Genomic DNA, 23,358 nt, shown 5'->3' on the forward strand with positions numbered 1-23,358 from the left:
TAAAACTAAATATGTAAATGTTACTAAAAAAAAAATCATGAGTGACTATGTTCCCGTAAGCTGCGAACTACAAGATCGCCTCGAAGCTACAGCAATACTAAAAAAAGAATGTTATTTGACTTATTTAGATGAAAACAATAAATTGAGCGAAATACAGGGTCAAATAGTAGATATTTATGCTGCCGACGGTGCGGACTGGTGCAAATTAAGCGGCGATCACGTAATCCGTCTCGATCGCATCGAAGCCTTTGAGACTCGATAAGGTTATGCAATAAAAGTTTACTCAGTTATCAAACTGAAATCCATACTTAACAACATATACATATGCAGTGTTCTGGCAACGCATTTGGTCCCCATATCTGGCTGGGCTGCCTGGGCTTGGTTTATTCATCAAATGTTCATGCCCACTGCGATTTAGGTCATAGGGTAATTCCTGTGGAGGGGATATTTTGGTAAGCGTAGTATATTTACTGGTAAAACGAAATAATTATTCATCTTTGATAAAGCGTCCAAGATAACATTTCCTTTTGTCGTAGAAAAACAACTCCAGTTCAAATTCTTTGCCAAAGATCGCTCAAGAGTCGATTTACCTGCATGAGAAGTCCCGCCAATCAGAATTACTCTCGTTTTATTGATTGATTTATTCATAAACCTAATTCTGGTATTCTCGGACAAAAATTTTATTCCTGTTGTGAAATATTTAGGATTGAGTCCTGTATTGATAGACGCATTGTCAATCAAATAGCAGCAGACGCGAGCGCATTCTTAATCTTTTGACTCTATAGCTAACTAGAAAGTTTAAACTAAATATAAAACAACAAGTGAATTAATCATGAGTAAAGTAACTCATCTTAGAATTGGAGAACTAGCAAAACAAACGGGTCTGGCTGTAGGAAATATACGTTACTACAGCGATTTAGGACTGCTCCAACCGGTGCAAAGAGGAGACAACGGCTATCGCTATTATAGTTTTGATGCCAGTCAACAAATAGAATTTATCAAAAAAGCCCAGACTTTAGGATTTACTCTTGAAGAAATTAAACAGATTCTCGATGTCAGAGATCGAGGTGAAAAACCTTGTAGCTTAGTACAAAGTCTACTAGATAATAAAATTGAGCAACTTCAAATCAAAATTAAGCAAATGACCTTGTTTAAAGCGGAATTAGAAGAGTATCGCACTGCTTGGACAAATAATCCTCATCTCGAATCAAAGCCTCTTGAAGTTTGTCCCCTAATTTCTAGTGTGTCTTTGCATTCTGCACCATCAAAATAATGACTAGAAAAATAGTTAAATATTCTATCTTGGCGATCGCAATCCACTTAACCGCATTTTTACCGCCAAAGCGATCGCCATTTTTCAATTCTTTAATTCATTCTGATTTAATAATCTCATGGCAAGATTAAGAAGTATGTTGACAAGCAGATAGCTAATAGTCAGGAATGAGAATTTTGCTAGTTGAAGACGAACCAGATTTAGGGGCTGCGATTAAGCAGAGTTTGAATCACCACAATCACGTCGTAGATTGGGCATTAGATGGTCTTGACGCTTGGGAATACCTGGCAGATGGACTTAGAGAATATCATCTGGGAATTTTTGACTGGCTAGTACCTAGTTTATCAGGATTAGAATTAATCAAACGGCTCAGAAAAAAGCAACAATCCTTACCGATTTTGATGTTGACAGCTAGAGACAGCATGGAAGATAAAATAGCTGGCTTAGATGCTGGGGCAGATGATTATTTAGTCAAACCTTTTAATATGCCTGAACTGTTAGCAAGATTGAGGGCATTACAAAGACGAAATCCTCAATTACAGCCCCGACGATTACAGGTGGGCAATCTCAGTTTGGATTATGGGAATAATACCTTTTGGCTCAACTCAGCAGCAAAAGAACAGAAAGTTCTGTTAACCAAAAAAGAATTTCAGTTGTTGGAGTATTTTATGCAGCATCCTAATCAAATTGTTACTAGCGATCGCCTATTGGATCAATTATGGGAATTTGGTGCTGAACCACCGAGTAATGTAGTAGCTGCACAAATTAGTTTGCTGCGACGCAAGCTTACTAAGTATGGTTGCGCTGAAATGTTAGAAACGGTTTATGGATTGGGTTATCGTTTCCAGCACCCAAAGGCGTAATCGGGAGTTTTTGAGCTAACCTTTAAATGTGAAGCAAAACCGACTTTTTTCACGCTCGCGCTGGCGATTAGCTAGCTGGTACGCAGCCATTCTGAGCATAATTTTATTAATCTGTGCTTTAGGAGTTTATGAAGCGATCGTTCATGCCCATCGTATTACCATCAATCAAGAATTAGAATCGGTAGCGGGAACTCTTCATGATAGCCTTTTACCCGTTCTTCAACAGCCAGGTCAACTAGAACCAGCAGTACAGGAGTTATTGCCTAATACTTGTCTTGTGAAAACGAGCTGTTACAATGGCGATCGCTTTCAATCATATAGGTTAGGAGTAATTGGACAAGATAAGTATTACTTACGTATGTTCAATTTATCGAAAAATTTGGTGGCAGTAGCAGGAATGCAGCCGAAACTACGTCAAGTTGCCAATCGACAGCAATGGGAAACCCTAATTGATGCTGAAGGTACTCGCTATCGGCAAATTTCTTTTCTCTTACATACCCAAAACGGTCAAAACTGGGGCTATCTGCAAGTTGGTAGGAATCTCCGAGACTTTGATAGTTACGTCGCTAATGTTAAGTGGATACTTATGCTAGGAGTGCCTTTAGTAGTCTTATTAGTAATGGCTGCTAGCTGGTGGCTGGCAGGATTCGCCATACGTCCTATTTATCAATCTTATCGACAAATGCAGCAGTTTACCGCCGATGCTGCTCACGAATTAAGAACTCCTTTAGCAGCAATTCAAGCGACGGCTCAATCTAATCTTATGCTGCCTACTCTATCTGAAAATAAGGCGAAAGATACTTTAAAAAGTATCGTGCGACAAAATAAACGACTGTCTTATTTAGTGGCAGATTTATTAACTTTATGCCGTATTGATGGAGAGTTAACTAGCAACACCTCTTATAAAAACAAGCGAGAAAGAATATCGCTATCTAACTTAATTATTGAGGTAGAAGAAGAGTTAGCAGCCTTGGCAATGGCTTCAGAAATTGAACTCACTTCTCAAATCAGAAGATCTCAAATCCAGGTGATTGGCGATCGCCAACAATTATATCGTCTGATTATTAATTTAGTTACTAATGCCATCCAATACACTCCAGCAGGAGGCAAGATAATCTTAACTCTCATCGAAGAATATCACAGTGCAATAGTTTGTATCCGAGATACGGGTATAGGCATTTCACCAACTGAACAAAAGCAAATCTTCGACCGTTTCTATCGCGTAGACAAGGCTCGTTCTAGAAGTAAAGGTGGTGCTGGATTAGGGTTGGCAATCGCCAGAGCGATCGCTTTAGCTCATAATGGTAGTCTTGAAGTACAAAGTGAGGTCGGTAAAGGAAGTAGCTTTACTGTTAGATTGCCAAAATGTAATTGAATCAAGCTGTTTTTTCGGCAAGATATATTTTGGTATAGGATTTAAACTTTTTTAGTCATTGTCTAGCTTTGGGTTAAGTATAATTAAACACCACAAAAATAGCACCAGACTAAATAATCTGATGCTATTTAAAACGAATAAAATTGCTAGTTTTCTATGGCGCTAAAGCATTACCTCTAAGTAAACTAGCCAGAGTTTTGGCTGTGACTTTCATTTGGGTAAGAGGATTAGCAGGAACTACGGTTTTGTAGAGATAGCTATCGAAAGTCATTTTTTGTACGTCAATATCGTCGCACATCTCTACAAATGCTTCACGAGTAGCATCACTACGGTAGAAAACTCTTTGGAGAATATCCAGTACTAAATAGGTTGCACCGTATTCTTTGTTCCAATGTTTCATGAAGTCTTTGAGATCTTGCTCGGTAGGAACTTTTTGTCCGTTTTGAGAACGCTCAACTATTAATTCTGCGCACATCCGACCAGATTTAGCGGCGAAGTAGATACCTTCCCCAGAAGACTTGGTTACAGTACCCAAAGCATCACCAACTAAAACAACTCTGCCACGGATGGGACGAGGGCGAGGATGTTCGGGAATGGGGTGAGCTTCAACTTTAATAATTTTGCCACCTTCGAGTCTTTTAGCAGCACGTTTGCGGATACCAGCCTGTAGTTTCTTAATGTCAGCTTGGTTAACCTTCATCGTTCCCGTACCGACTGCTACGTGGTCAAATTTAGGGAACACCCAAGCATAGAAGTCAGTGGAAACATCGTCACCAACATACATTTCGGCCAGATCTTCGTAATATGCCATTTTGTCTTCGGGCAAGCGAATTCGCTCTTGAAATGCGATCGCATAATTGTAATCACCCGCATCTATAGCCTTGGCAATTCTAGAGTTAGCACCATCTGCACCAATCACTAGATCTACCTTAAGGGTTTTCATTTCCCCTTTAACAGAACCATTTGAATGATCCGCATAGTGTAGGGTGTATGGCTGCTTGTCACTATCGGGTATATCCAGCTGATATACAGTACCGTTGATTAAGTTTGCACCCAGTTGAGCAGCACGATTACGCAAGAAACCATCTAAGACTTCTCGGCGACACATACCGATGTATTCACCGTCTTTTAAAGTTGAGCCGATATTGACTTCTCTATTAGATGGCGAAATCATTTTCATTTTTTTGACTTGCCGATCGATAATTTTCTGGGGCAAATCAAACTCGTCCACCATACACAGAGGAATTGCGCCACCACAAGGTTTGGCGTTGTCTAGCTTACGCTCAAATAAATAAGTTTCAATACCTGCTTTGGCCAAAACTTCTGCGGCTGATGAACCTGCTGGTCCGGAACCGACAACAGCTACCCTTAATCCCAAAGTTTTTCTCCTATATCTCTATAAATCTTTTTTGACGTTGAGGCTAAAAGTGATCAGCGGTTAAACAAATCCCGCTATCCTTTGCTGGAATAATTCATAACCTCAACGATCCTGAACAGGATACTATCACGTTGCCCTGGCTTTATTGGACGCGATCGCCCTATTCGACTAAAGTTGAAATACTGCTTAACAACTTTGTTTACAAAAGTTAAGTAGTATTTCAGCGATCGCATTCTGGTTCAAGCTAAAAGCTGGCTTAATGATGGTGATGGTGATCAGCAGCCTGTACCTTAGCTAGCTGTGGATTAACCGTATTACCAGATTCTGCTAGTAAAGCTTCAATTTGGGGATTTGCCCATTGAGCTGCCATCTGCATAAACTCTGAACGGCTATTAACGCAGGGCATCCGAATAAAGGTTACGTCTGAATGCTTATGCTGTAGATGATGAATAATATGATCTACATCTAATAGGGTTTCGTGGTTTTCGGTAGCAAAGCCAATGGGCATCATGACTATAGAAGATGCGCCCAATTCCATGAGATTTTGAGCAGCCAGTTTTACGTTGGGCTGTGTCCATTCAATCAGTGGAGTATCGTGGTTGAGCCAGCCCACTGAAATAAGAGGATATTTATCAATTAGTTTTTCTCTAACTAATTCATACATAGCTTGGCTTTCGTCGATTCCCGAAGTAAACCCTTTTGCTTTATGGGGACAACCGTGGTTCATCAGGATAATGCCAATTTGTGATGCAAGATGCCCTTGGGCTAACTCCGCTTCAATTTTTTCCTCTACCATCTGAGCCATCAGAGCAATATATTCTGGCTTGTTGAAGAAAGAAGGAATATAGCGAGAACTTTTTAACCAATGAGATTCGCCATCAGCTTGTTTGGCCAAAGCCTTATTAACTTGCTCGACTGCAATACCGCTAGTAAAAATCGAATCGACTACTAACAAAGGGTAAATTAAGATTTTTTCAAAGCCTTGTTCTTTGATTTCTGCTAGTACCTGTTCGGGTAGATGAGGAGCGCAGAAGTTAAACGCTTTAAATACTTTTACCTTGTCTCCCCAGGTTTCTTGAAGTTCTTTCTCGATGCCCATTCGTTGCTCTTCAAAGATGGCGTTATGGGGAGAAACAAAATTATTATGCTGATGACTCCATTCGTGTAAGTCAAAGATCGCCAGTAATTTGGCGATCGCTGGATAAATCCAGGTAGGAACAGGGGCAAACTTGGCTGTCAAAAGGTTTAAAGCCTGCTCATTATAGTTGGCAAAGTCGGCATAACTTTCTACTTCGCCATAGCCCATCAGTAACACGGCAACCCGATTACTTTTGTTGTGTTCGGATTCATGATGATGGTGATGCTCATGAGCTGTAGAAGGGGATTGATGAGAAATTGTAACCACTTGCTATTTCCTTATATGAATTGAATTAATTTATGAGTTCGGATTTAGAAGAGATTTTGTCGTATTTTACAAAGAGAAATAACATCCAAGTCCTAATTAATAATTATATCTAACATCCCCTAGGGGGGGATAATTTGAAGAAGTGCTAAAAATTAATATTTAGCAGCATAAATTAAACTTAAGAGCGGATACTCCAAGAATGAAAACTTGTCACTAATCAAATCTGATTGAGTAGAGATTGAGGAATTGTTTAGACTTGTCAGCCTTTCCAGGACTATTTTTTCCCAGAAAATTGCTCATACCAGACTAAATAAATAGGATATTGCTTAACAGGATTACATTAATGCCAAGATAAATTTTGCCTGAGAATCTATATGAGAAAATTTGGCTCAAGTTATTTCAACAGCTTAACTTTTGAGTTAGTTTAAAGATAGCAACAGCGCTAGTTTAACTTTTTATTAATTGTCAGGGTACACTTTAAATCGCCAACGGTTGAGGTATAGTAACTAACTTAATTTTAATATGAAATCAGAAATACAGTTATCATCCATCAATGAGATTCAATCATCTCAAAAGCACTTATCAAAAACAAAAGTCTTAGTGTGTCGGGGGCGTAGCTGTCGCAAGTATAATTCTGAAAAGATATATAGTAATTTTGAGCAAAACTTACCGCCAGATGCAGAACTCGTATCCGTACCCTGCTTAGGACAATGCGGTAATGGACCAATGGTTTTAGTAGAATCGGATCGAACCTGGTATTCACAAGTTCATCCCGATGAGGTTGACACCATAATCAAGCAACACATTATTGGTAAGTCTCCGATTAAGGCGATGCTATATCGCAAATTTCATTAATAATTGATTTTAGTGAGTAAGAGTCGATCGCTCTGCTCGATTAGACATTCACTTCTCGCCTTTGCGCTTAAATCATGTTGAGCTACGCTATTTATTTTAAGCACAGACAAATAAAAGATTAACTGTCAAAATCAACTTGCGAGCGTATTTCTTACAATTAGGATAATTTACAGCAAAAGATCTTGGCGTTCTTTTAGTGAGAAGACTTAATGACTAGTAAACCTCCTTCTAATGGTAACAATTCCCAATCACCGATTAGCCGAGCTGTTACCCAAGCGGTACAAACAATTCAGGCAAAAGTTAACTTTAATTCAGCTAATTTTCAATCAGGCAAATCAACTCCAGAATTAAAAATTAAAGAAGCCAATGGCAAAGAACAGGGTTTTCCTCTGGTAGGCGATCGCTATACTTTAGGACGTAGTTCTCGCTGTGATATTAGCATTCGTAACCCCGTAGTCAGTCAAACACATCTAACCCTGAAGCGAAATCGTAAACACCCCCGCTCTTTTATCGTTCAAGACGAAAAATCAACAAACGGCATCTATCGCGGTAAACGCCGTTTGAAAACCTTCTCCCTGTTTCATGGGGAAAGCTTTACCCTTGGACCACCAGAATTAGCTGCGGTAGTTAACGTCAAGTATTATAATCCGCCTCCATTATGGCTCTATTTGATTCGTTATTCCCTATACGGTATGGGGGGAATGTTGAGTTTGTTTTTGCTGCTGCTGGCTATTGAATGGCTTAAAGTGCCTGTCTATCCTATACCCAGAGAATCAACTTTGCCGATTGTGGTTTATGCTGGCGATGCTGAAACGCCAATTAATCCCACGGCACAAAATAATACCCATCGCGAACTTAAAAAACTCTCTGATTTTTCTACCTATTTGCCTGATGCGGTTGTGGCCTCTGAAGATAGTCGTTATTATTGGCACTTTGGAGTCGATCCCATTGGCATTAGTAGGGCGTTGGTAATTAACCTTTCTTCTGCCGAATTGCGCCAGGGAGCAAGTACTCTTACTCAACAGCTAGCCCGTAGTTTATTTCCTGAAGTGGGAAGAGAAAATACAGCGGGGCGGAAACTGCGTGAAATGTTGGTCGCTTTGAAGTTAGAAACTTTTTACAGCAAAGATTTTATTCTTAAGACTTATCTAAATCGAGTCTATTTGGGTATTGGTAGCTATGGTTTTGAAGACGCTGCCCAATTTTATTTTGCCAAGTCGGCAGCGGATCTCAACCTTTCTGAAGCTGCTACTTTAGTGGCTATTTTACCCGCTCCTAATTTATATAATCCTGTCAAAGATTATGATACTGCCGTGGGTTTACGGAATCGCATTATCGATCGCATGGTTACATTGGGCATGGTAAGTCCAGAAGAAGCAGATCGGGCAAGGCGATCGCGGATTGAAGTCAGCCCTAAAGCCCGCGAAAGTTTTTCCAGCACCGTCGCACCTTATTTTTATAGCTATGTCTTGGATGAGCTTCAGGAATTATTAGGTTCAGATGTGGCACAGGAAGGAAACTTTATTGTGGAAACTGCTTTAGATCCTAAATTGCAGCAACAAGCTGAAGAATCTTTGGAATATTCGATTAATAGTGATGGCGATCGCCTAAATTATTCTCAGGGTGCAGTGGTAACTTTAGACAGCCGAAACGGCAATATTCTTGCTCTTGTCGGGGGCGTAAACTATGAACAAAGCCAGTTTAATCGGGTAGCGCAGGCAAAGAGACAGCCTGGGTCAACCTTTAAAATTTTTGCTTACGCGGCAGCAATTGAAGAGGGCATCGATCCAGATACAGAATATTCCTGCGCGCCTTTGTCTTGGCAAGGACAGCAATATCGAGGTTGTGAGCGTAGCAGTGGCGATATCGATATGTATCGTGGTTTAGCCCAATCAGAAAATGTTACTGCCCTGAGAATTGCAGAAGATGTAGGTTTAAACAAGGTTATTGATGTAGCTCAACGCTTTGGGGTATCTTCGCCTTTAACAGAAGCCCCTGGCTTGGTAATCGGGCAAAGCGAAACTACTGTCTTAGAAATGACTGGTGCTTATGCCACTATTGCCAATGACGGTATCTGGAATAAACCCCACGCTATCAACCGTATCTTAGACGGAAGTGACTGCAAAGACTCAAGCGATCGCAATACCTGTCGGGTAATCTATACTTTTGACGAAGATGAGGCAACCTATCGTGATGTAATCGAGCCAGAAGTTACCGATGAGCTTACTGATATGTTAACTTTAGCAGTCGAAGAAGGAACAGGTAAAGCCGCTTATCTCGATCGGGGCGAGGCGGGGAAAACTGGAACAACTGACCAAAACGTCGATCTTTGGTTCATTGGCTATGTTCCTATAGATGACTATGACTATGTTACGGGTATTTGGCTGGGTAATGACGATAATTCACCGACGACAGGCGGTAGCTATCAGGCAGCTGGTCTTTGGGCTAGGTACATGGAAGCAGTTAGTGATTGAGATGAGGCAACGCCGTTAGATCTGCCAACCTAGTCTTGTTGGCTGTTGGTAGATCTTTTTGAGGGTGTTTATGTCTCGCGCCGAAATAGGCGGTGGATCGCTTACCTGAGAAAAATATAGCGCGTCGCTTGCTTCTGTGCTGTGTCCCCAAATTCCTAAAGCATGACCTAACTCGTGACGGATAGTAGCAAGTAGTGACACTCCTGTAAAATTAGGACTAAGCTGCACCGTCATTCGTAGGGTAATCACGGCAGGGTTTTCACTCAGATAGAATTCATAATTTGTTTGTGCTGTAACTGCTCTGGGAATGTCATACAGCCCTGTATCAGGGTTTAATTTGATTTCCCTTTCAGGCTGCGATCTCAGCACAACTATATCCGCTTTTTCTTGGTCTGCTACTTCTTGTAAAGGAAAATAGACGTTCCATTCAGCGATCGCTTTTTTGACTGCTGCTGTCCATTGCTGAAAACGCCGCTCGGCTGAGGTATTCTCTGTACTTGCAGACTTTTCTATGTAGACTTTGACGGGAAACTTTGACCAGATTAAATATCCTACAGGTGTTGATTCAATCTGCCTGAGATAATCACCACTATTGGCCGAATCTTGCCAATCAGCCAAAAACTCTGGTAAAGCATGAACTTTTAGGGCAGGTAACTCAGAAGAGAAGGTAGGTTGGGAATGAAAAGTAGTATTGTTAAATATAAATGCAATTGAACAAGCAGCGATCGCTGGGGCAATTAGTCTATGCCATTTTATTCGCCACTTATTCATTAACTATATCTAAATTGTGAACTGTAACCAGACTATTGCCAAAGAACTTGAGCTAATTCTTACTATAAGCTCAATTCCATCGCTCAAATTAATTAAGCCCCGATCCAACCTGCGCTCAAAACAATGGTCAAGGTGACAAAAGCAATGCCCAATCCCCAGGTAATCCGATTTAAAGCATTTTCGGCGCTTTTAGTACTGGTAAACATTTGCGACTGTCCACCAATACCACCCAACCCATCTCCTTTAGGGCTATGCAATAAGATAAATACAATTGTTAAGAAGGCACAAACTGCCCAGATGATCTGCACTACTTGATAAACATTCATTACAAAAATCTAATTTAGGTTTTAATTTTCAACTTAGAACTGATAACCATTGTATGCTGCCAACTGAGCTATATTCAACTTAAATTGCCGATCTTTATGCCAGTCCCATTATTCAAATTGTAAGATTTTGCGTACCAATAATTTAAGCCCTATTTCTCAAATTAATTAGCATTGTCGCCAACATTTCTCCTCGATCTCCTGTTACTTTTCTTTACTGTTTAGCAACATGATTCGTCACTTTCTAATCATATTGTTGCTTAACACTGATGGTATAAAAAAAGAAGGCTCATCATTAATTAAGGAGAAGATCGATCGTGACTGGAATCCTCGTTACCTGGTTAGTAATCACCGTTAGTTTTTTAATCATTTCTAAATTGCCAATCGGAGTTGAGATTGACAGTTTTGGCAAAGCGTTAATCTCAGCAGCAGTTTTTGGCATTCTCAACGCTATTTTACGACCTATATTGGGCTTTTTTACTTTTCCCTTAATTATTTTGACCTTTGGTTTGTTTCTTTTTATCTTGAATGCGATTATTTTTGGGCTGGCAGCTATGTTAGTACCAGGATTTAGATTACGCTGGGGTTTTTGGAGTGCTTTGATTGGCTCGATCGCTTTGAGCATAATTAATTCGCTAATTTTTACTTTGTTAGCAGCTTAAAGATTACTAAGAAAAATTTACAAATTTTGATTGGCAAACTATCCAGAGAATCTTACGCTCAACACGGTTGACTTACGAATCTTTGTTATTAACAGAGAAATAGCCGCAAAAAAGCCATTATTTCAACTTCCTCACAATTTCTTCACGCTTAATTTCTATCTTAAATAATCACAATTTTTGATCGATCTAAATCTAAAAGGTGAATGAATGGCGAATTCTAATCTGAGCCAACAAGATTTATATTTTGAATTGAATACTTCTAACGGTGAAGATATTTCTCTAGAAGATTTTCAATCGTTTGTCGATCGTGTGATTACCCCGAGGTTTCCTAATGGCTTGACCATTTTTGATGCACAAGGGCAATTTCAAGACATTACGGGAGAAGCGATCGAAGAGTCATCTCAAGTTGTTAGCCTGGCGATCGAAGATACGGCAACCAACGAAACTGCTATCAAAGAAATTGTTGAAGAATATATCAAATTTCAGCAAGAAAGTGTTCTTACCGTTGTCGATGAGGATATACAAGCTCCAAACAACAGCTTATGCCAGGATTATACTAGTGATATGTTTGCCAGTATTGAAGTAGATTTTTGGTAACACTACCTTTTTGACTGCGCTTTTGGGTTGAGTAGAACACACAAGTTTAATCTGAAAAACTAATAGCGCGAAGGGCTGAAGTAATAAGTCCGTGCATGATAAGCGGAGCAGCGGACGCGATATGCGGAGCGGTATCCTTTAGGACGTAAGGAGGACGCGACGTAAGGAGCTAATCCTTTAGGGCTAATCCTTTAGGGCGGTCTTGGGCAAAGCCCAAGTATAGCGATATCCGAAGGTGTATCCGTGATAGACTGCTTCAAGAAGCTACGCCCTAAAGGCGCAAGGGCAGGAGTGCGGTTTAACCGTGAATGCGCGACAAGGGGGCTAGGGGGCCCAAAATAATTTTTACTACCCAACAAATTAATCTGGACGTAGTACTACCAAGTCTCTTATTGCTTTTGAAAGTTAGAAGTTAGACATTTAAGGAATTAATTTATTGGTAAAGGCTACCGCACCACTGATAATTTTTGCCAACGCCGAAGGTGCTTCTAGGGGTAGATTATGTCCCCCAGAAACGACAACTTTAGTAGCATTGGGCATTGCTTCTTGCTGATTATTTAAGTCTTCGATACGGTTGAAATTACTTTTATCTCCATAAACTAGGGTAATTGGTACTTTGATTTTCTTTAATAGTTTTAAGTAGCGCGATCGCCCAATACCATTGAGACTAATTCCAGCCCTAGTACGTAATAGGGGTTCCCAACGCCATCGCACACCGCCTTCGCAGGGTTCAGTAATTCTTTCGGCTAACATCATTGCCAAGGAAAGAGAAATTGCTGGAGTCGCCTTGCATAAACGTTCTGCTGCTGCTTCCACATTAGGGAATACAGGATGTTCTGGAGGCGTAGCCATCGAGTTTAATTGATTTGTCAAAGTAGTTGTGGGATCTTCATCTTCATTCAGCGTAGGCAAAATAGTCTCTACCAAGACGATATTTTTGATTCTTTGGGGTCTAATAGTAGCAAAAATTGCTCCTAAAACCGAACCTAATGAATGTCCCACCAGAATAAAGGCTTTTCCTGCCAGAATTTCGACAATAGCATCAATATCCCCTAGAAAGTCGATCAGGTTGTATGAACCGCCTTTACCGACGCGATCGCTTCTACCGTGTCCTCGTAAGTCTGGGGCAATTACCCGATAACCTTTTTGGGCTAAGCGAATTGCTACTTCTGACCAAGCTGCACCCTGTTCTAAAATGCCGTGTAAGCAGAGTACTAAAGGTCCTTCTTCTGGTCCCCAGGTACATAAACAAATTTTTAAACCTCTGATCGTAATTAAGGTTTCTTCCATCAGTAAATCGACAACATCAGTATTGGCTTCATAAGGGAGTTCATACTTCAGTTGTCTGGCAAGCTGTTGGGTATAAGTACCTAAAATATTAGGAAGCTGAATATTTTTCCAAGTTTGGGCTAGCTGGGCATCAATCTTTTGGTGATTAAGGAAATTGGGATCGCCTAAAGACATTGCGGTGTCGTTAACACCATCGGTCATGCGATCGCCTTGGTAGGGAGTTAATACGGCTCGATCGAAAGGAATCTCCAGAAAGTTACAGATATCCGTCAATACTTCTTGAGGTTTACTGACCAAATCTTCGTAATAAACTAGATGATAGCGTTCGGGGTCGATTTCTTGCGCCAAGTCGAGAATGTTTTGGTTACTTTCGCGCCAAATTAATTCCGCTAACTGATAAGGATCGGAGTTACCGCCGACTAACTTATCCATCCGCATCCGCGCAAATGATTCGACTACCGAGTAGGGATGGCGCACTAAATGAATGTATTTAGCACCTTTAAAGATAGTTTCTGCTTTGGACAAAGTTTCGCGGTTACTGGCGTAGGTAGGAGATTTGTCAACTAAAAGGCGATCGCCCGCTAACTGCTGTAGCTGATGATAAACTTCAGCAACGGAAGCATTTTCAGCTGTTAAGCGATCGATTAATTCTTGACTTTGGACTGCATTAATATTTTTTAAGGACATAAAAGCCCGTTTTAGCCCTTCTCCTAGCTGAGAAACCCCTAATTCTTGTTTTCGCTCTGCCATAGTATCAAAAGGCAACAGGTGCAGTTCGGGAGGAGAAGATAAGCTAGGATGTCCTGCTAGCATAACTCGCAACAAAGTTGAACCAGAACGAGGACTGGAGAGTATAAAGGCAGCAGGAGGTAGTTTATCCGTTAATAAATTAATTTTTGGCGCATGACTGGCTTTTTTAGTCGATTTAACTGTTTGTTCATGAGCTTTAGCAAATTCTGTGGCTAAATACGCCGCTAAGTTGTCGATCCGAGGGCGTTCGTAAAACTCTCTAGGATAGAGAATTAACTGAAGATCTGTTTTTAGCTGGTTGATCGCTTCCATCACCATCAAAGAATCCATGCCCAGATCTAGCAAACTATCGTCGAGCGATAAATTGTCTGGCTGAATTTGGAGTATTTCGGCGATCGCCTTTTGCAGATATTGAGTCAGATATTCGGGACGTTTTTCAATTGAGGTTGCCAGTAATTCTTGATAGATCCGCGTTTCAGTTTTGTCTTTTGGCTGAGTAACTAACTGCGAGAAGTAGTTGGACTTTTGTAGATAAGTCAGCTTTTGACTTAACTGCTGCCAGTCAGCCCTAATCACTCCTACCTGAGTTGATTCACTAGTTAGCAACTGCTCTAAAGCGAATAATCCAGCCTCAGGCTGAATCAACTCCACACCTTTGACGTTGAACCCTTGCTTAACCGCCATGCCGCTATCTCCCCAAGCACCCCAATTAATACTCAAGGCAGGTAAATTGAGACTACGGCGATAACGAGCGATCGCATCTAAACCTGTGTTAGCAATGCTGTAGTTACCTTGTCCTGGTGAACCAATCATCGCAACGGCAGAAGAAAACAGCACCATGAAGTCTAGCTCGATGTCTTTAGTTAAGCAATGTAAATTCCAAGCACCTGTAACTTTTGGCGCAATTACTCGGTTGAATCTCGCCCAGGTTTGCCTCTGTAACAAACCATCATCTAAGATTCCCGCAGCATGAATAATTCCCTTGATTGGAGATGAAAAGACAATCTTTTTTAGTGCCTCATAATCAGTGATATCAACCAGAATGGGCTCAACGACAACGCCCTGCTGTTCTAATTTGTCAATCGCTTGTTGGGCGTGTTCTGAAGGTTGGTTTCTTCCTAGTAGCAATAGATGCTTAGCACCTTTCTGGGCTAACCACCGAGCAACCTGCAAACCCAATGAACCTAATCCTCCTGTAATTAGATAAGAACCATCAGGATTCAATTTTAGGGTTTTATTTGAATTTATACCTGATGCTTTTTGCAAACGAGGTACATATAATTTTTCTGGGCGTATTGCCACGCGATCTTCTTTACTGTCAGCGGCAATAACTTCCAGCACGCGATCGGCTTCATTCCCAGTAGGTTTGCTAGCCAGATCGAGAATGCCGCCCCAATACTCAGGATGTTCGAGCGCGATCGCATTGGCCAATCCCCAGAGACAGCTAGAAGCAATGACATCACTACCTAAATTCTGCTCAATTTGATTTCCTCTAGTAGCTAGCCAGATCGGCGCATTAAGCGAGTTGGCGGACAAAGCCTGAATCAAATTTAAAATATTGGTACAGTGTTGCTGCTGATAGTTATTTATGGCTGTAATGGTTTCTGCTTGAGGATTATCTAAGCTTGTCAGATAAATAATTTTGTCTAGGCTGTGATGTTTGCTCAATATCTGGGTTAAATTAGCTGAATCGAGATGGCGATCGCTAATAACAGTACAATGCTGCTGCTGTTGGGTTAATTTAGCGGCAAGCTGCTTACCTAAGCCACGATCATCGGCAAAAATTAGCCAACTGTAATCGGATTGTAACTCGACGCTTAATTCTGGTGGATATACCTGCCACTCGATCTGATAAAAATCAGGAGGTTGAGACTCAGACTGATTACCCGATGGTAGATACACCTCCACCTTGCTGTTAGTATTAGCGGCTTTAGTTAACCAATAGCTTTGTCTTTGGAAAGAATAGGTAGGCAAAGCAATTTTCTGACTGCTATTGCCTTGTGCTACATTTTGCCAATCAACGGCTATCCCTCGGACATATAAAGAGCCAAGACTTTGCAACACTTGCTGCCAATCTTTCTTCTTGGGGCGTAAACTAGGTAGCCATAGGTGATCGGGATTGACCTTACTGTCAGTTGCTAGGGTAGAGCGTCCCATCCCGATTAAGATTGGTTTTGAGCCAATTTCCAAAAAGATATTACATTCTTGCTGCAAAGTTTGCATCCCATCTGCAAAACGCACAGGAGCAACCACATGGTTTACCCAGTAATCAGCAGTCGCTATTTCGGCTGTAGCTATATTACCTGTAACGTTAGAAATTAATTTTACTTGAGGTGCGAGATATTCAACCGACTCAGCAACCGCCCTAAATTCCGCCAAAATCGGATTCATGAGCGGCGAATGGAAAGCATGAGAAACCTTTAGCTGTTTGCTCTTAATCCCCTGAGACTCAAACTTACTAACTACTTCCTGTACTGTAGTTTTCTCCCCAGAAATGACAATACTTTGAGGAGTATTGATAGCGGCGATCGCAATGTGATCGCCAAAAGGTTCAATTGTTGACTTGACAGTAGCCTCATCGACAAATACCGCAAACATATCTCCTGCTTGAGACAAGCTTTGCATCAGCTTACCTCTTGTAGCCACTAGCTTTAAAGCGTCAGCTAAACTAAACACCCCTGCTAAAGTAGCAGCAACGTATTCCCCCACGCTATGTCCGATTAAGGCTGCGGGTTTAACTCCCCAGTTGAGCCACATCTGCGCCACAGCATATTCCAGAGCAAAAATCGCTGGCTGAGTATAAACGGTTTCATCGAGAAGGGATGAAGGATGCAGGATGAAGGATGAGGCATCAGGATAGAGAACATCAAGCAGGGGTTGGTCTAAATATGAATTCAGGATTTGGGCGCAGCGATCGATCGCCTGTTTAAAGACTGGTTGGGTTTTATATAGTTGAGCGCCCATATTCACATATTGCGAACCTTGTCCTGTAAACAGAAACGCTATTTGATGATTATTTTTAGCATCACCATAAACAATTCCTTTTTCTGATTGTGACGCGCTCAAACTTGCTAGTTTTTGCTGTAATTGCGCCTTAGAATTGACGGCGATCGCCAGACGATGGTTAAAATGGGTACGCCCAACATTAGCCGTATAGCAGATATCAGCTAAGGTAGCCTCTGGATTACTTGCTAGATAATCTTGGTAGCTCAATACCAAATCCTTTAGTGCTGGTTCAGTTTTGGCTGATAGAGTTAACAGCTCAAACGGACGTTCGAGCAATATTTCTCGCTCCGAGCCTTGGATGGCTGTCTCGCCGTCTTCGAGAATCACATGAGCATTTGTGCCGCCAAACCCAAAAGAGCTGACCCCAGCATATCTAATTTCTGAATGCCAAGGCTGTAGCTGCTGAGGCACGGTAATTTTAGTGTCTGATAAATCAATCAGCGGATTTAGCTGTTTAAAGTGTAGGTTAGGTGGGATGGCTTTGTTTTGCAAACAAAGTACCGTTTTAATTAACCCCGCAATTCCTGCTGCTGCTTCTAGGTGACCAATATTGGTTTTAAGCGATCCCAGGTAACAAAAGTGTTCTGCTTGACCCAAAACAGCTTTGAGGGAATTAACTTCAATCGGATCGCCCAAAGATGTTCCTGTACCGTGAGACTCAATGTAGCTAATTTCGGTAGCAGCAACATTAGCATTAGCCAAAGCCTGACGAATAACTTCCTGTTGCGATAATCCATTCGGAGCAGTCAAACCATTGCTACGCCCATCTTGATTGATTGCCGAGCCTTTAATAACCGCCAAAATGCGATCGCCGTCTCGTCGAGCATCAGCCAACCGCTTGAGAATGACAACTCCGCAGCCTTCTCCGCGAACATATCCATCCGCATCAGCATCAAAAGTTTTGCAGCGTCCATCTTCGGCCATCATCCCAGCAATCGAGAAAGTTTGAGTTAGTTCGGGGGTCAAGATCAAATTAACGCCACCAGCGATCGCCAGATTGCATTCTCCAGTTTTCAAACTCTGACTAGCCAAATGTAATGCCACTAGAGAAGAAGAACAAGCGGTATCTACCGCCAATGAAGGGCCTTTTAGATCTAAAAGATAAGAAAGGCGATTAGCAGCGATACTATGAGCATTTCCCGTGCCTAAGTAAGCATCTACGTCTACCCCATAGTGGAATCTCAACTGAGAGTAATCGCTACTGCTGATCCCGATAAACACACCAGTATTACTACTGGTTAATTTTTGAGTGGTTATTGCTGCATCTTCTAAAGCTGACCAGCTTACCTCCAACAAGAGCCTTTGCTGTGGATCGATACTTTGAGCTTCACGGGGAGTTATCCCAAAAAACTGTGGGTCAAATTGGTCTACATCATCAATAAAGCCACCCCAGCTTGCTCCTTCCCAGCGATCGCTTTTAGTAATTGCGTCTTTACCTTCTTGTAATAGCTGCCAAAATTGTTCGGGATTGTTTGCCCCAGGAAAACGACATCCGATGCCGATAATAGCTATTTCCGTTTGATTACTGTTAACTGTTAACTGTTGACTATTGACTGGTGACTGTTGACTATTGACTGGTGACTGGGATAAATAAGCAGCAAGTTCGACAATATTCGGATAGTCGTAAACCACAGTAGGAGAAAGCTTAATTTTGAGCCAGTCTTCTAAATCGGCGGACAGACTAACGGCAGCCACAGAATTTAAACCTAAACTAGCAAAGGGTTCGTCGATCTCTATTTCTGAGGTAGGTACACCCAAACGCTGCGCCAGATTTTCAATTAACCAATCTTGAATCTGATTTTGTTTTTGATTAGATTCAGGCTGGACAAAAATCTCGCTCCTACTTGTGACTTTTGACTTATACTCGCCAACGCCATTCAAACTACCAGCTAAATATCCTGCTTTACAGGCATGACGCTGAATTTTACCGCTAGATGTTTTGGGAATGCTGCCTGTTTTGAGTAGAACTATGGCGTGGGTTTGTAGTTCGTGCTCTTGGGCGATCGCACTTTTAATTGCTTTAGTAACTTCTTCCACATTCAGCTTACGCAAAGAAGTTCGCTTAATTTCGGGAGTAATTACAAGCTGTTCTTCACCAGCCACTTCCACGGCAAAGGCTGCGGTATTTCCCCCGCTAATAGCTTCATGAGCATTGTCAACGGTTAGTTCAAGATCCTGTGGATAGTAATTGCGTCCGCGAATAATAATTAAATCTTTTAAACGTCCTGTGACAAACAATTCTCCGTCTTGTAGAAAACCTAAATCTCCTGTTCGTAACCAACCTGCTTCCTGGGTATCAGTTAATACCGCATCAAAGCTATGAACACTTAAGTCGGGACGATTCCAATATCCTTGGGCGACACTATCGCTTTTTGCCCAAATTTCGCCAACTTTACCCTCAGAATATTGGTTTAGGGTTTGAGGATTGACGATCGCAATACTTTGTCCTGGGGTATTATTACCGCTACTAACTAGGGTAATACTATCCTGATTACTGGAGACAACAGCGCGATTCTCTTCTAGTTCTTTGATATCGAAGCTAGCAGTAATAGGTTCATTGCCTCTTGTGCTTCCCGTAATCATCAAGGTAGATTCCGCCATGCCATAGCAAGGGTAGAAAGCCCGACGTTCAAATCCACAGTCACGAAAATATTCACTAAAACGTTCTATGGTTTCGGCTCTAATTGGCTCGGCCCCAGAAAAAGCCAGCTCCCAACAGCTTAAATTTAAAGTTGCTTTCTGCTCAGGAGTAACCCGCTCTACACAGAGATCGTAGGCAAAATTTGGCCCTCCATTAGTTTGCGCTCCATAGCGAGATATTGCCTCTAGCCAACGATAAGGACGCTGTAAGAAGGTTACGGGTGCCATTAGGTACATTGAAGAACCAACAAAAACAGGCTGGATAATCGAGCCGATTAAACCCATATCGTGATAGGGAGGAAGCCAAGATACTAGCGTATGTTCCCGCTCGTTGCCAAAGCAACGCTGAATTGTTTTGGTGTTGGCAATTAAATTACCATGGCTAACCATCACTCCTTTAGGCTTGCCCGTTGAACCACTGGTATATTGCAAAAAAGCCAGACTGTCTGAAGAGATCGCACTGTACTGCCAACCTGTGGCCAAACTTAGTTCAAAAGTATCAGTGGCAAGAAAGGCAACTTTTTCGGTAGCATTATGACTGGCAAACTTGCTGGCAACCTGCTCCTGAATAGATTTTGTCGTGAGGGCAAAATTAGCTTCTGCATCAGCTACGATCGCCAGTAACCTCTCAATAGAACGATTGGATCGGGGTGGATATACAGGAACGGCTACCACTCCTGCATACAAGCAACCCAAGAAAGCTGTAATAAAATCTAGCCCTGGCTGATAGAGCAGTAATGCTCTTTGCCCTTTAGCATTTCGATTTTGCAAGATAAAAGCGATCGCCTTCGCTTTCTCATTGAGTTGTTGATACGTGAGATTATCGATCTCAGTTTCACCGTCAGCCAAGAAAGTAAATGCCCGTTTGCTAGGTTGAATACTTGCTTGTTCTTGTAATCGGTCTATTAGGGTTATTTGCTTGCTCAATCGATTCCTCTCTTTGCCACCCACTAAGCTAGATTTATGTATTTAGCTTATCCAAAAGCGAGGTATGTTTGTAAATACTCGCTAATGAAATAATATCTCAGACAAAGAATAACTGATAAATAAAGAAAAATATAGTAAGAGGCACAACTCAGCAGTTAAACCTGTCAAAAAAAGTTGCTAGATTCAGAGCTTAAACATCAAAAAAACTCCCAGTATCTTGATGTACCAGGAGCAATTGCCAAAATCGCCATTAAATTACGCAGCTGAATTTAAGGCATTATTTTCCTCTAAAGGAGCTAACCCAAGATTTCAGTTCTTCTCTGGCAACTTCTCGGCCACCTAGACCAAAGGCTAACGCGATCGCTACCGCAATTCCCCCTAGAATTAAGCCAAATGCCAGGTTAACTATATTGGGTGCAATCCCCATCCGATTAAGAGCCATCGCACCAACTAGGGTAATTATGGCTACCCGAGCGCACTGTGCTAAAAATTGCGACTGTGATGTGCCTGAAGACACGATCAGGTTGTACGCTAAATTAGCTAGATATAAACCAATTGCAAAAACAATTAGGCCGATCAAAACTTGACCTGCGATCGCTAAAATAACTCGGAAGACATCTTCTAAAGCAGGAATTCCTAAAATATCTACTGCTGTTAAAGTAGCAACTAGCATGATTCCCACCAAGCAGAGCAAACCAACTAGCTCTGAAGGTGATTTTGTACCCATGGTGGGTTCGGTTTGAATTATCGTTGGCTGTTCTGTCCCCATACCCAAGTCAGTCGGCTCTTGTGGAAAAGGACGCGCGCTAGGCGGAGGTCCTTGAGTACCTGTAGTTGCCGCTGAGATACCCAACCACTGAAACAAGTTGTTAAAACCAACATTGGTCAAGATATTACTGACAAACTCAGAGACAAAGTGCCCTGCCATATAAAATAAAGCCAAAACTACGCCAGCAGCAAATAGTTTGGGAATAAATTCTAGTACTTGATTGAGCATATCCGTTGCTGGAGCGGATATGGCACTTATTTGCAGCTGTTCTAACGCCGAAATAATACCTGGGATCAAAATCAGCACAAAAACTATAGTGCCAATAATTGAAGATAATGATTGGTTGGCAGTAGTGCGCCCGAGTCCAAATTTTCGTCCAATATTGTCTACGCCAGTAGCAGCCAAGAGATTAGTCACAATCCGCTTGACAATAGTTGCTACAAACCAAAATATAGCAGCAATGATGATTGCTCCAAGAATGTTTGGTAGCATTGACAGTATTTGATTGAGCATTCCTTGAACTGGCTCAAGCGTTCCGTTTAACTGCAAAGCATTCAGTATTGCTGGTAGGAACAGTAGAAATATAAACCAGTAAAGAGCGTTTCCTAAAGTATCAGTCAGGGAAAAATCCCCAGTATCTGACGAACTTAAGCCTAAACGCCGTTCGATGTTTAATACTCTTAACCCTCTAGTCACTATTGTCTTGACAATAGTAGCTACAACCCAGGCAATAGCCAGTAAGAAGGCAGCCCCTAAAAGTTTGGGAATAAAGCCAGCAATCTGGTCTAGCAGGGTATTTAGAGGTGCAGATACCGCCTGTAAATTTAGCGCATTTAAAGCAGCTATAATCACAAACAGCATAATGATCCAAAAGATCAGGTTGGCGATCCAACTTTCAATCGGAAAAGATTCTGCGCTTCTTTGTCCTGTGATAGCAGCAGCAAGTCTATTGTCTATATCAGTACTGTTGAGAATTTTTTTGACCACTGCTTTGACAATTAGGGCAATGATCCATCCCACAACAAAAATCAGGAGTGCTTTGATCAAGCTCCAAATATCAACTCCCAATTGAGATTGGAAAAATTGATCTACAGATCTATTTCCAGGGTTAGCTTGTGCTAACAGCATGGGATTAAGTGACGAAATATTACTAAGTATTTGTGCCATGTTCCTTTAGTTTTAATTCATCTAGTCATTTCCGCCATAAATACTAGCGGGAAACGATATAGATGTCTTGTTATTTACCATAAGTAAATATATTTTCTGCGATAATTATGACAAATTAAATTAGATTTACTTCCAAAGTTAAAGATATTAGCTTTTTTATACAAATTGTGCGTAGTTTCAACTCAATAATTTTTTTCGGTGTAAAAGCTGGAGCAACAGCCAGTCAGTTAATTTTTGAAATATTAATGTAAACAAATGTATTTGAGTTAAGAGAACCTTAATTGTGTGTAATATAAATATATATTTCTACTCTTACTATTTAGGCTTTTAATTTTTAAATTTACAGTTGCGCTAAATTTTATGTCGTCTCAAGTTTTTGAACAATCTATTCGGATCGCCGCAAGTTCTGTAATTACTGAAGAATGTTTAACTGACTTAAAACTAATGCATCGTTGGCTAAACCCCATGTTGCGCTGTGAACCTATTGGTACCTGGAGTACTCAAGTTGGCAGTCTGAGCCGTTTTACGCTCAAAATTCCTCTACTACAACCAAGTCTCAGGAGTGTAGTGTCCCAAAGAGAGCCAGGTCTTATTGTTTGGGAGTTTGACGGCTTTTTTAAAGGGCGCGATCGCTGGGAATGTCAGCCCTCAAAAAACGGCACTTTTTTACTAAATCGCTTTGAATTTGAAATTCCCAATCCGATAATTAGCTGGGGATTTAATAATTTTGCCATCAATTTAACTAAAAAAGATATGCAAGCTCAATTAAGACGCTTAAAAAAAGTGGCAGAAGAAGTGTATCGTAACAGTGACCACTAACCACTAACTAATAA

16 protein-coding genes are annotated in these 23,358 nt (G+C 41.2%); 10 read left to right on the forward strand and 6 right to left on the reverse strand.

The window, feature by feature from the left end; all coding sequences use genetic code 11:
* Window positions 1–37: 37 nt before the first annotated feature.
* The 5 genes from V6C71_01710 to rppB all read left to right on the forward strand — a co-directional run bounded on the left by V6C71_01710 (window position 38) and on the right by rppB (window position 3,511).
* Window positions 38–262: a hypothetical protein gene (locus V6C71_01710; GenBank protein HEY9767206.1), complete on the forward strand. Its 225-nt coding sequence runs from the start codon at window positions 38–40 to the stop codon at window positions 260–262.
* 570 nt (window positions 263–832) lie between these two features.
* Window positions 833–1,273, forward strand: a complete 441-nt coding sequence (locus tag V6C71_01715; GenBank protein ID HEY9767207.1) for a heavy metal-responsive transcriptional regulator — start codon at window positions 833–835, stop codon at window positions 1,271–1,273.
* Window positions 1,273–1,404: a hypothetical protein gene (locus tag V6C71_01720; GenBank protein ID HEY9767208.1), complete on the forward strand. Its 132-nt coding sequence runs from the start codon at window positions 1,273–1,275 to the stop codon at window positions 1,402–1,404. Before V6C71_01715 ends, V6C71_01720 begins: the two co-directional genes overlap by 1 nt.
* 36 nt (window positions 1,405–1,440) lie before the next feature.
* Complete coding sequence (gene rppA, locus V6C71_01725; protein HEY9767209.1) at window positions 1,441–2,136, forward strand: two-component system response regulator RppA; 696 nt, start codon at window positions 1,441–1,443, stop codon at window positions 2,134–2,136.
* A 28-nt stretch (window positions 2,137–2,164) separates the two neighbouring features.
* A complete protein-coding gene (rppB, locus tag V6C71_01730; GenBank protein ID HEY9767210.1) occupies window positions 2,165–3,511 on the forward strand; it encodes a two-component system sensor histidine kinase RppB in 1,347 nt (448 codons plus the stop codon).
* A gap of 154 nt (window positions 3,512–3,665) precedes the next feature.
* Here the strand turns inward: rppB and chlP are convergent, their stop codons facing one another.
* Window positions 3,666–4,889, reverse strand: coding sequence for a geranylgeranyl reductase (gene chlP, locus V6C71_01735; GenBank protein HEY9767211.1), 1,224 nt, complete (start codon window positions 4,887–4,889; stop codon window positions 3,666–3,668).
* Between the two features lie 256 nt (window positions 4,890–5,145).
* Window positions 5,146–6,294: a ferrochelatase gene (locus V6C71_01740; protein HEY9767212.1), complete on the reverse strand. Its 1,149-nt coding sequence runs from the start codon at window positions 6,292–6,294 to the stop codon at window positions 5,146–5,148.
* A 522-nt stretch (window positions 6,295–6,816) separates the two neighbouring features.
* Between V6C71_01740 and V6C71_01745 the strand changes: the two genes are divergently transcribed.
* Together V6C71_01745 and V6C71_01750 are read left to right on the forward strand one after the other, a co-directional pair.
* Window positions 6,817–7,149, forward strand: coding sequence for a (2Fe-2S) ferredoxin domain-containing protein (locus V6C71_01745; GenBank protein HEY9767213.1), 333 nt, complete (start codon window positions 6,817–6,819; stop codon window positions 7,147–7,149).
* Window positions 7,150–7,358: 209 nt separating this feature from the next.
* A complete protein-coding gene (locus tag V6C71_01750) occupies window positions 7,359–9,623 on the forward strand; it encodes a transglycosylase domain-containing protein (GenBank protein HEY9767214.1) in 2,265 nt (754 codons plus the stop codon).
* Between the two features lie 15 nt (window positions 9,624–9,638).
* Here V6C71_01750 and V6C71_01755 read toward each other — a convergent pair whose 3' ends face one another.
* Together V6C71_01755 and secG are read right to left on the reverse strand one after the other, a co-directional pair.
* The gene (locus tag V6C71_01755) at window positions 9,639–10,394 is read right to left on the reverse strand and encodes a peptidase (protein HEY9767215.1); all 756 of its coding nucleotides are present in this window, start codon (window positions 10,392–10,394) and stop codon (window positions 9,639–9,641) included.
* Between the two features lie 92 nt (window positions 10,395–10,486).
* Entirely contained in the window at window positions 10,487–10,720 is a 234-nt protein-coding gene (gene secG, locus V6C71_01760) for a preprotein translocase subunit SecG (GenBank protein HEY9767216.1), read from the reverse strand.
* A gap of 314 nt (window positions 10,721–11,034) precedes the next feature.
* On the opposite strand from secG, the gene V6C71_01765 reads away from it, so the two are divergent.
* Both V6C71_01765 and V6C71_01770 read left to right on the forward strand, forming a co-directional pair.
* Complete coding sequence (locus V6C71_01765; GenBank protein HEY9767217.1) at window positions 11,035–11,379, forward strand: phage holin family protein; 345 nt, start codon at window positions 11,035–11,037, stop codon at window positions 11,377–11,379.
* Window positions 11,380–11,586: 207 nt separating this feature from the next.
* Entirely contained in the window at window positions 11,587–11,976 is a 390-nt protein-coding gene (locus V6C71_01770) for a DUF3574 domain-containing protein (GenBank protein HEY9767218.1), read from the forward strand.
* 420 nt (window positions 11,977–12,396) lie between these two features.
* Here V6C71_01770 and V6C71_01775 read toward each other — a convergent pair whose 3' ends face one another.
* Both V6C71_01775 and V6C71_01780 read right to left on the reverse strand, forming a co-directional pair.
* Window positions 12,397–20,589, reverse strand: a complete 8,193-nt coding sequence (locus V6C71_01775; GenBank protein ID HEY9767219.1) for a hybrid fatty acyl-AMP ligase/type I polyketide synthase — start codon at window positions 20,587–20,589, stop codon at window positions 12,397–12,399.
* Window positions 20,590–20,866: 277 nt separating this feature from the next.
* Window positions 20,867–22,525: a mechanosensitive ion channel gene (locus V6C71_01780; protein HEY9767220.1), complete on the reverse strand. Its 1,659-nt coding sequence runs from the start codon at window positions 22,523–22,525 to the stop codon at window positions 20,867–20,869.
* 360 nt (window positions 22,526–22,885) lie between these two features.
* Between V6C71_01780 and V6C71_01785 the strand changes: the two genes are divergently transcribed.
* Entirely contained in the window at window positions 22,886–23,344 is a 459-nt protein-coding gene (locus V6C71_01785) for an SRPBCC family protein (protein ID HEY9767221.1), read from the forward strand.
* Window positions 23,345–23,358 lie beyond the last annotated feature (14 nt).

The sequence above is a fragment of the Coleofasciculaceae cyanobacterium genome (genome assembly GCA_036703275.1).
In the GTDB taxonomy this organism is placed as follows: Bacteria; Cyanobacteriota; Cyanobacteriia; order Cyanobacteriales; family Xenococcaceae; genus Waterburya.

What these genes read in the sequence shown, in the direction of transcription:
- V6C71_01710 (HEY9767206.1), top strand. Translation starts at nt 38, where the DNA reads ATGAGTGACTATGTTCCCGTAAGCTGCGAACTACAAGATCGCCTCGAA.
- V6C71_01715 (HEY9767207.1), top strand. Translation starts at nt 833, where the DNA reads ATGAGTAAAGTAACTCATCTTAGAATTGGAGAACTAGCAAAACAAACG.
- V6C71_01720 (HEY9767208.1), top strand. Translation starts at nt 1,273, where the DNA reads ATGACTAGAAAAATAGTTAAATATTCTATCTTGGCGATCGCAATCCAC.
- rppA (HEY9767209.1), top strand. Translation starts at nt 1,441, where the DNA reads ATGAGAATTTTGCTAGTTGAAGACGAACCAGATTTAGGGGCTGCGATT.
- V6C71_01745 (HEY9767213.1), top strand. Translation starts at nt 6,817, where the DNA reads ATGAAATCAGAAATACAGTTATCATCCATCAATGAGATTCAATCATCT.
- V6C71_01750 (HEY9767214.1), top strand. Translation starts at nt 7,359, where the DNA reads ATGACTAGTAAACCTCCTTCTAATGGTAACAATTCCCAATCACCGATT.
- V6C71_01755 (HEY9767215.1), bottom strand. Translation starts at nt 10,394, where the DNA reads ATGAATAAGTGGCGAATAAAATGGCATAGACTAATTGCCCCAGCGATC.
- secG (HEY9767216.1), bottom strand. Translation starts at nt 10,720, where the DNA reads ATGAATGTTTATCAAGTAGTGCAGATCATCTGGGCAGTTTGTGCCTTC.
- V6C71_01770 (HEY9767218.1), top strand. Translation starts at nt 11,587, where the DNA reads ATGGCGAATTCTAATCTGAGCCAACAAGATTTATATTTTGAATTGAAT.
- V6C71_01780 (HEY9767220.1), bottom strand. Translation starts at nt 22,525, where the DNA reads ATGGCACAAATACTTAGTAATATTTCGTCACTTAATCCCATGCTGTTA.
- V6C71_01785 (HEY9767221.1), top strand. Translation starts at nt 22,886, where the DNA reads ATGTCGTCTCAAGTTTTTGAACAATCTATTCGGATCGCCGCAAGTTCT.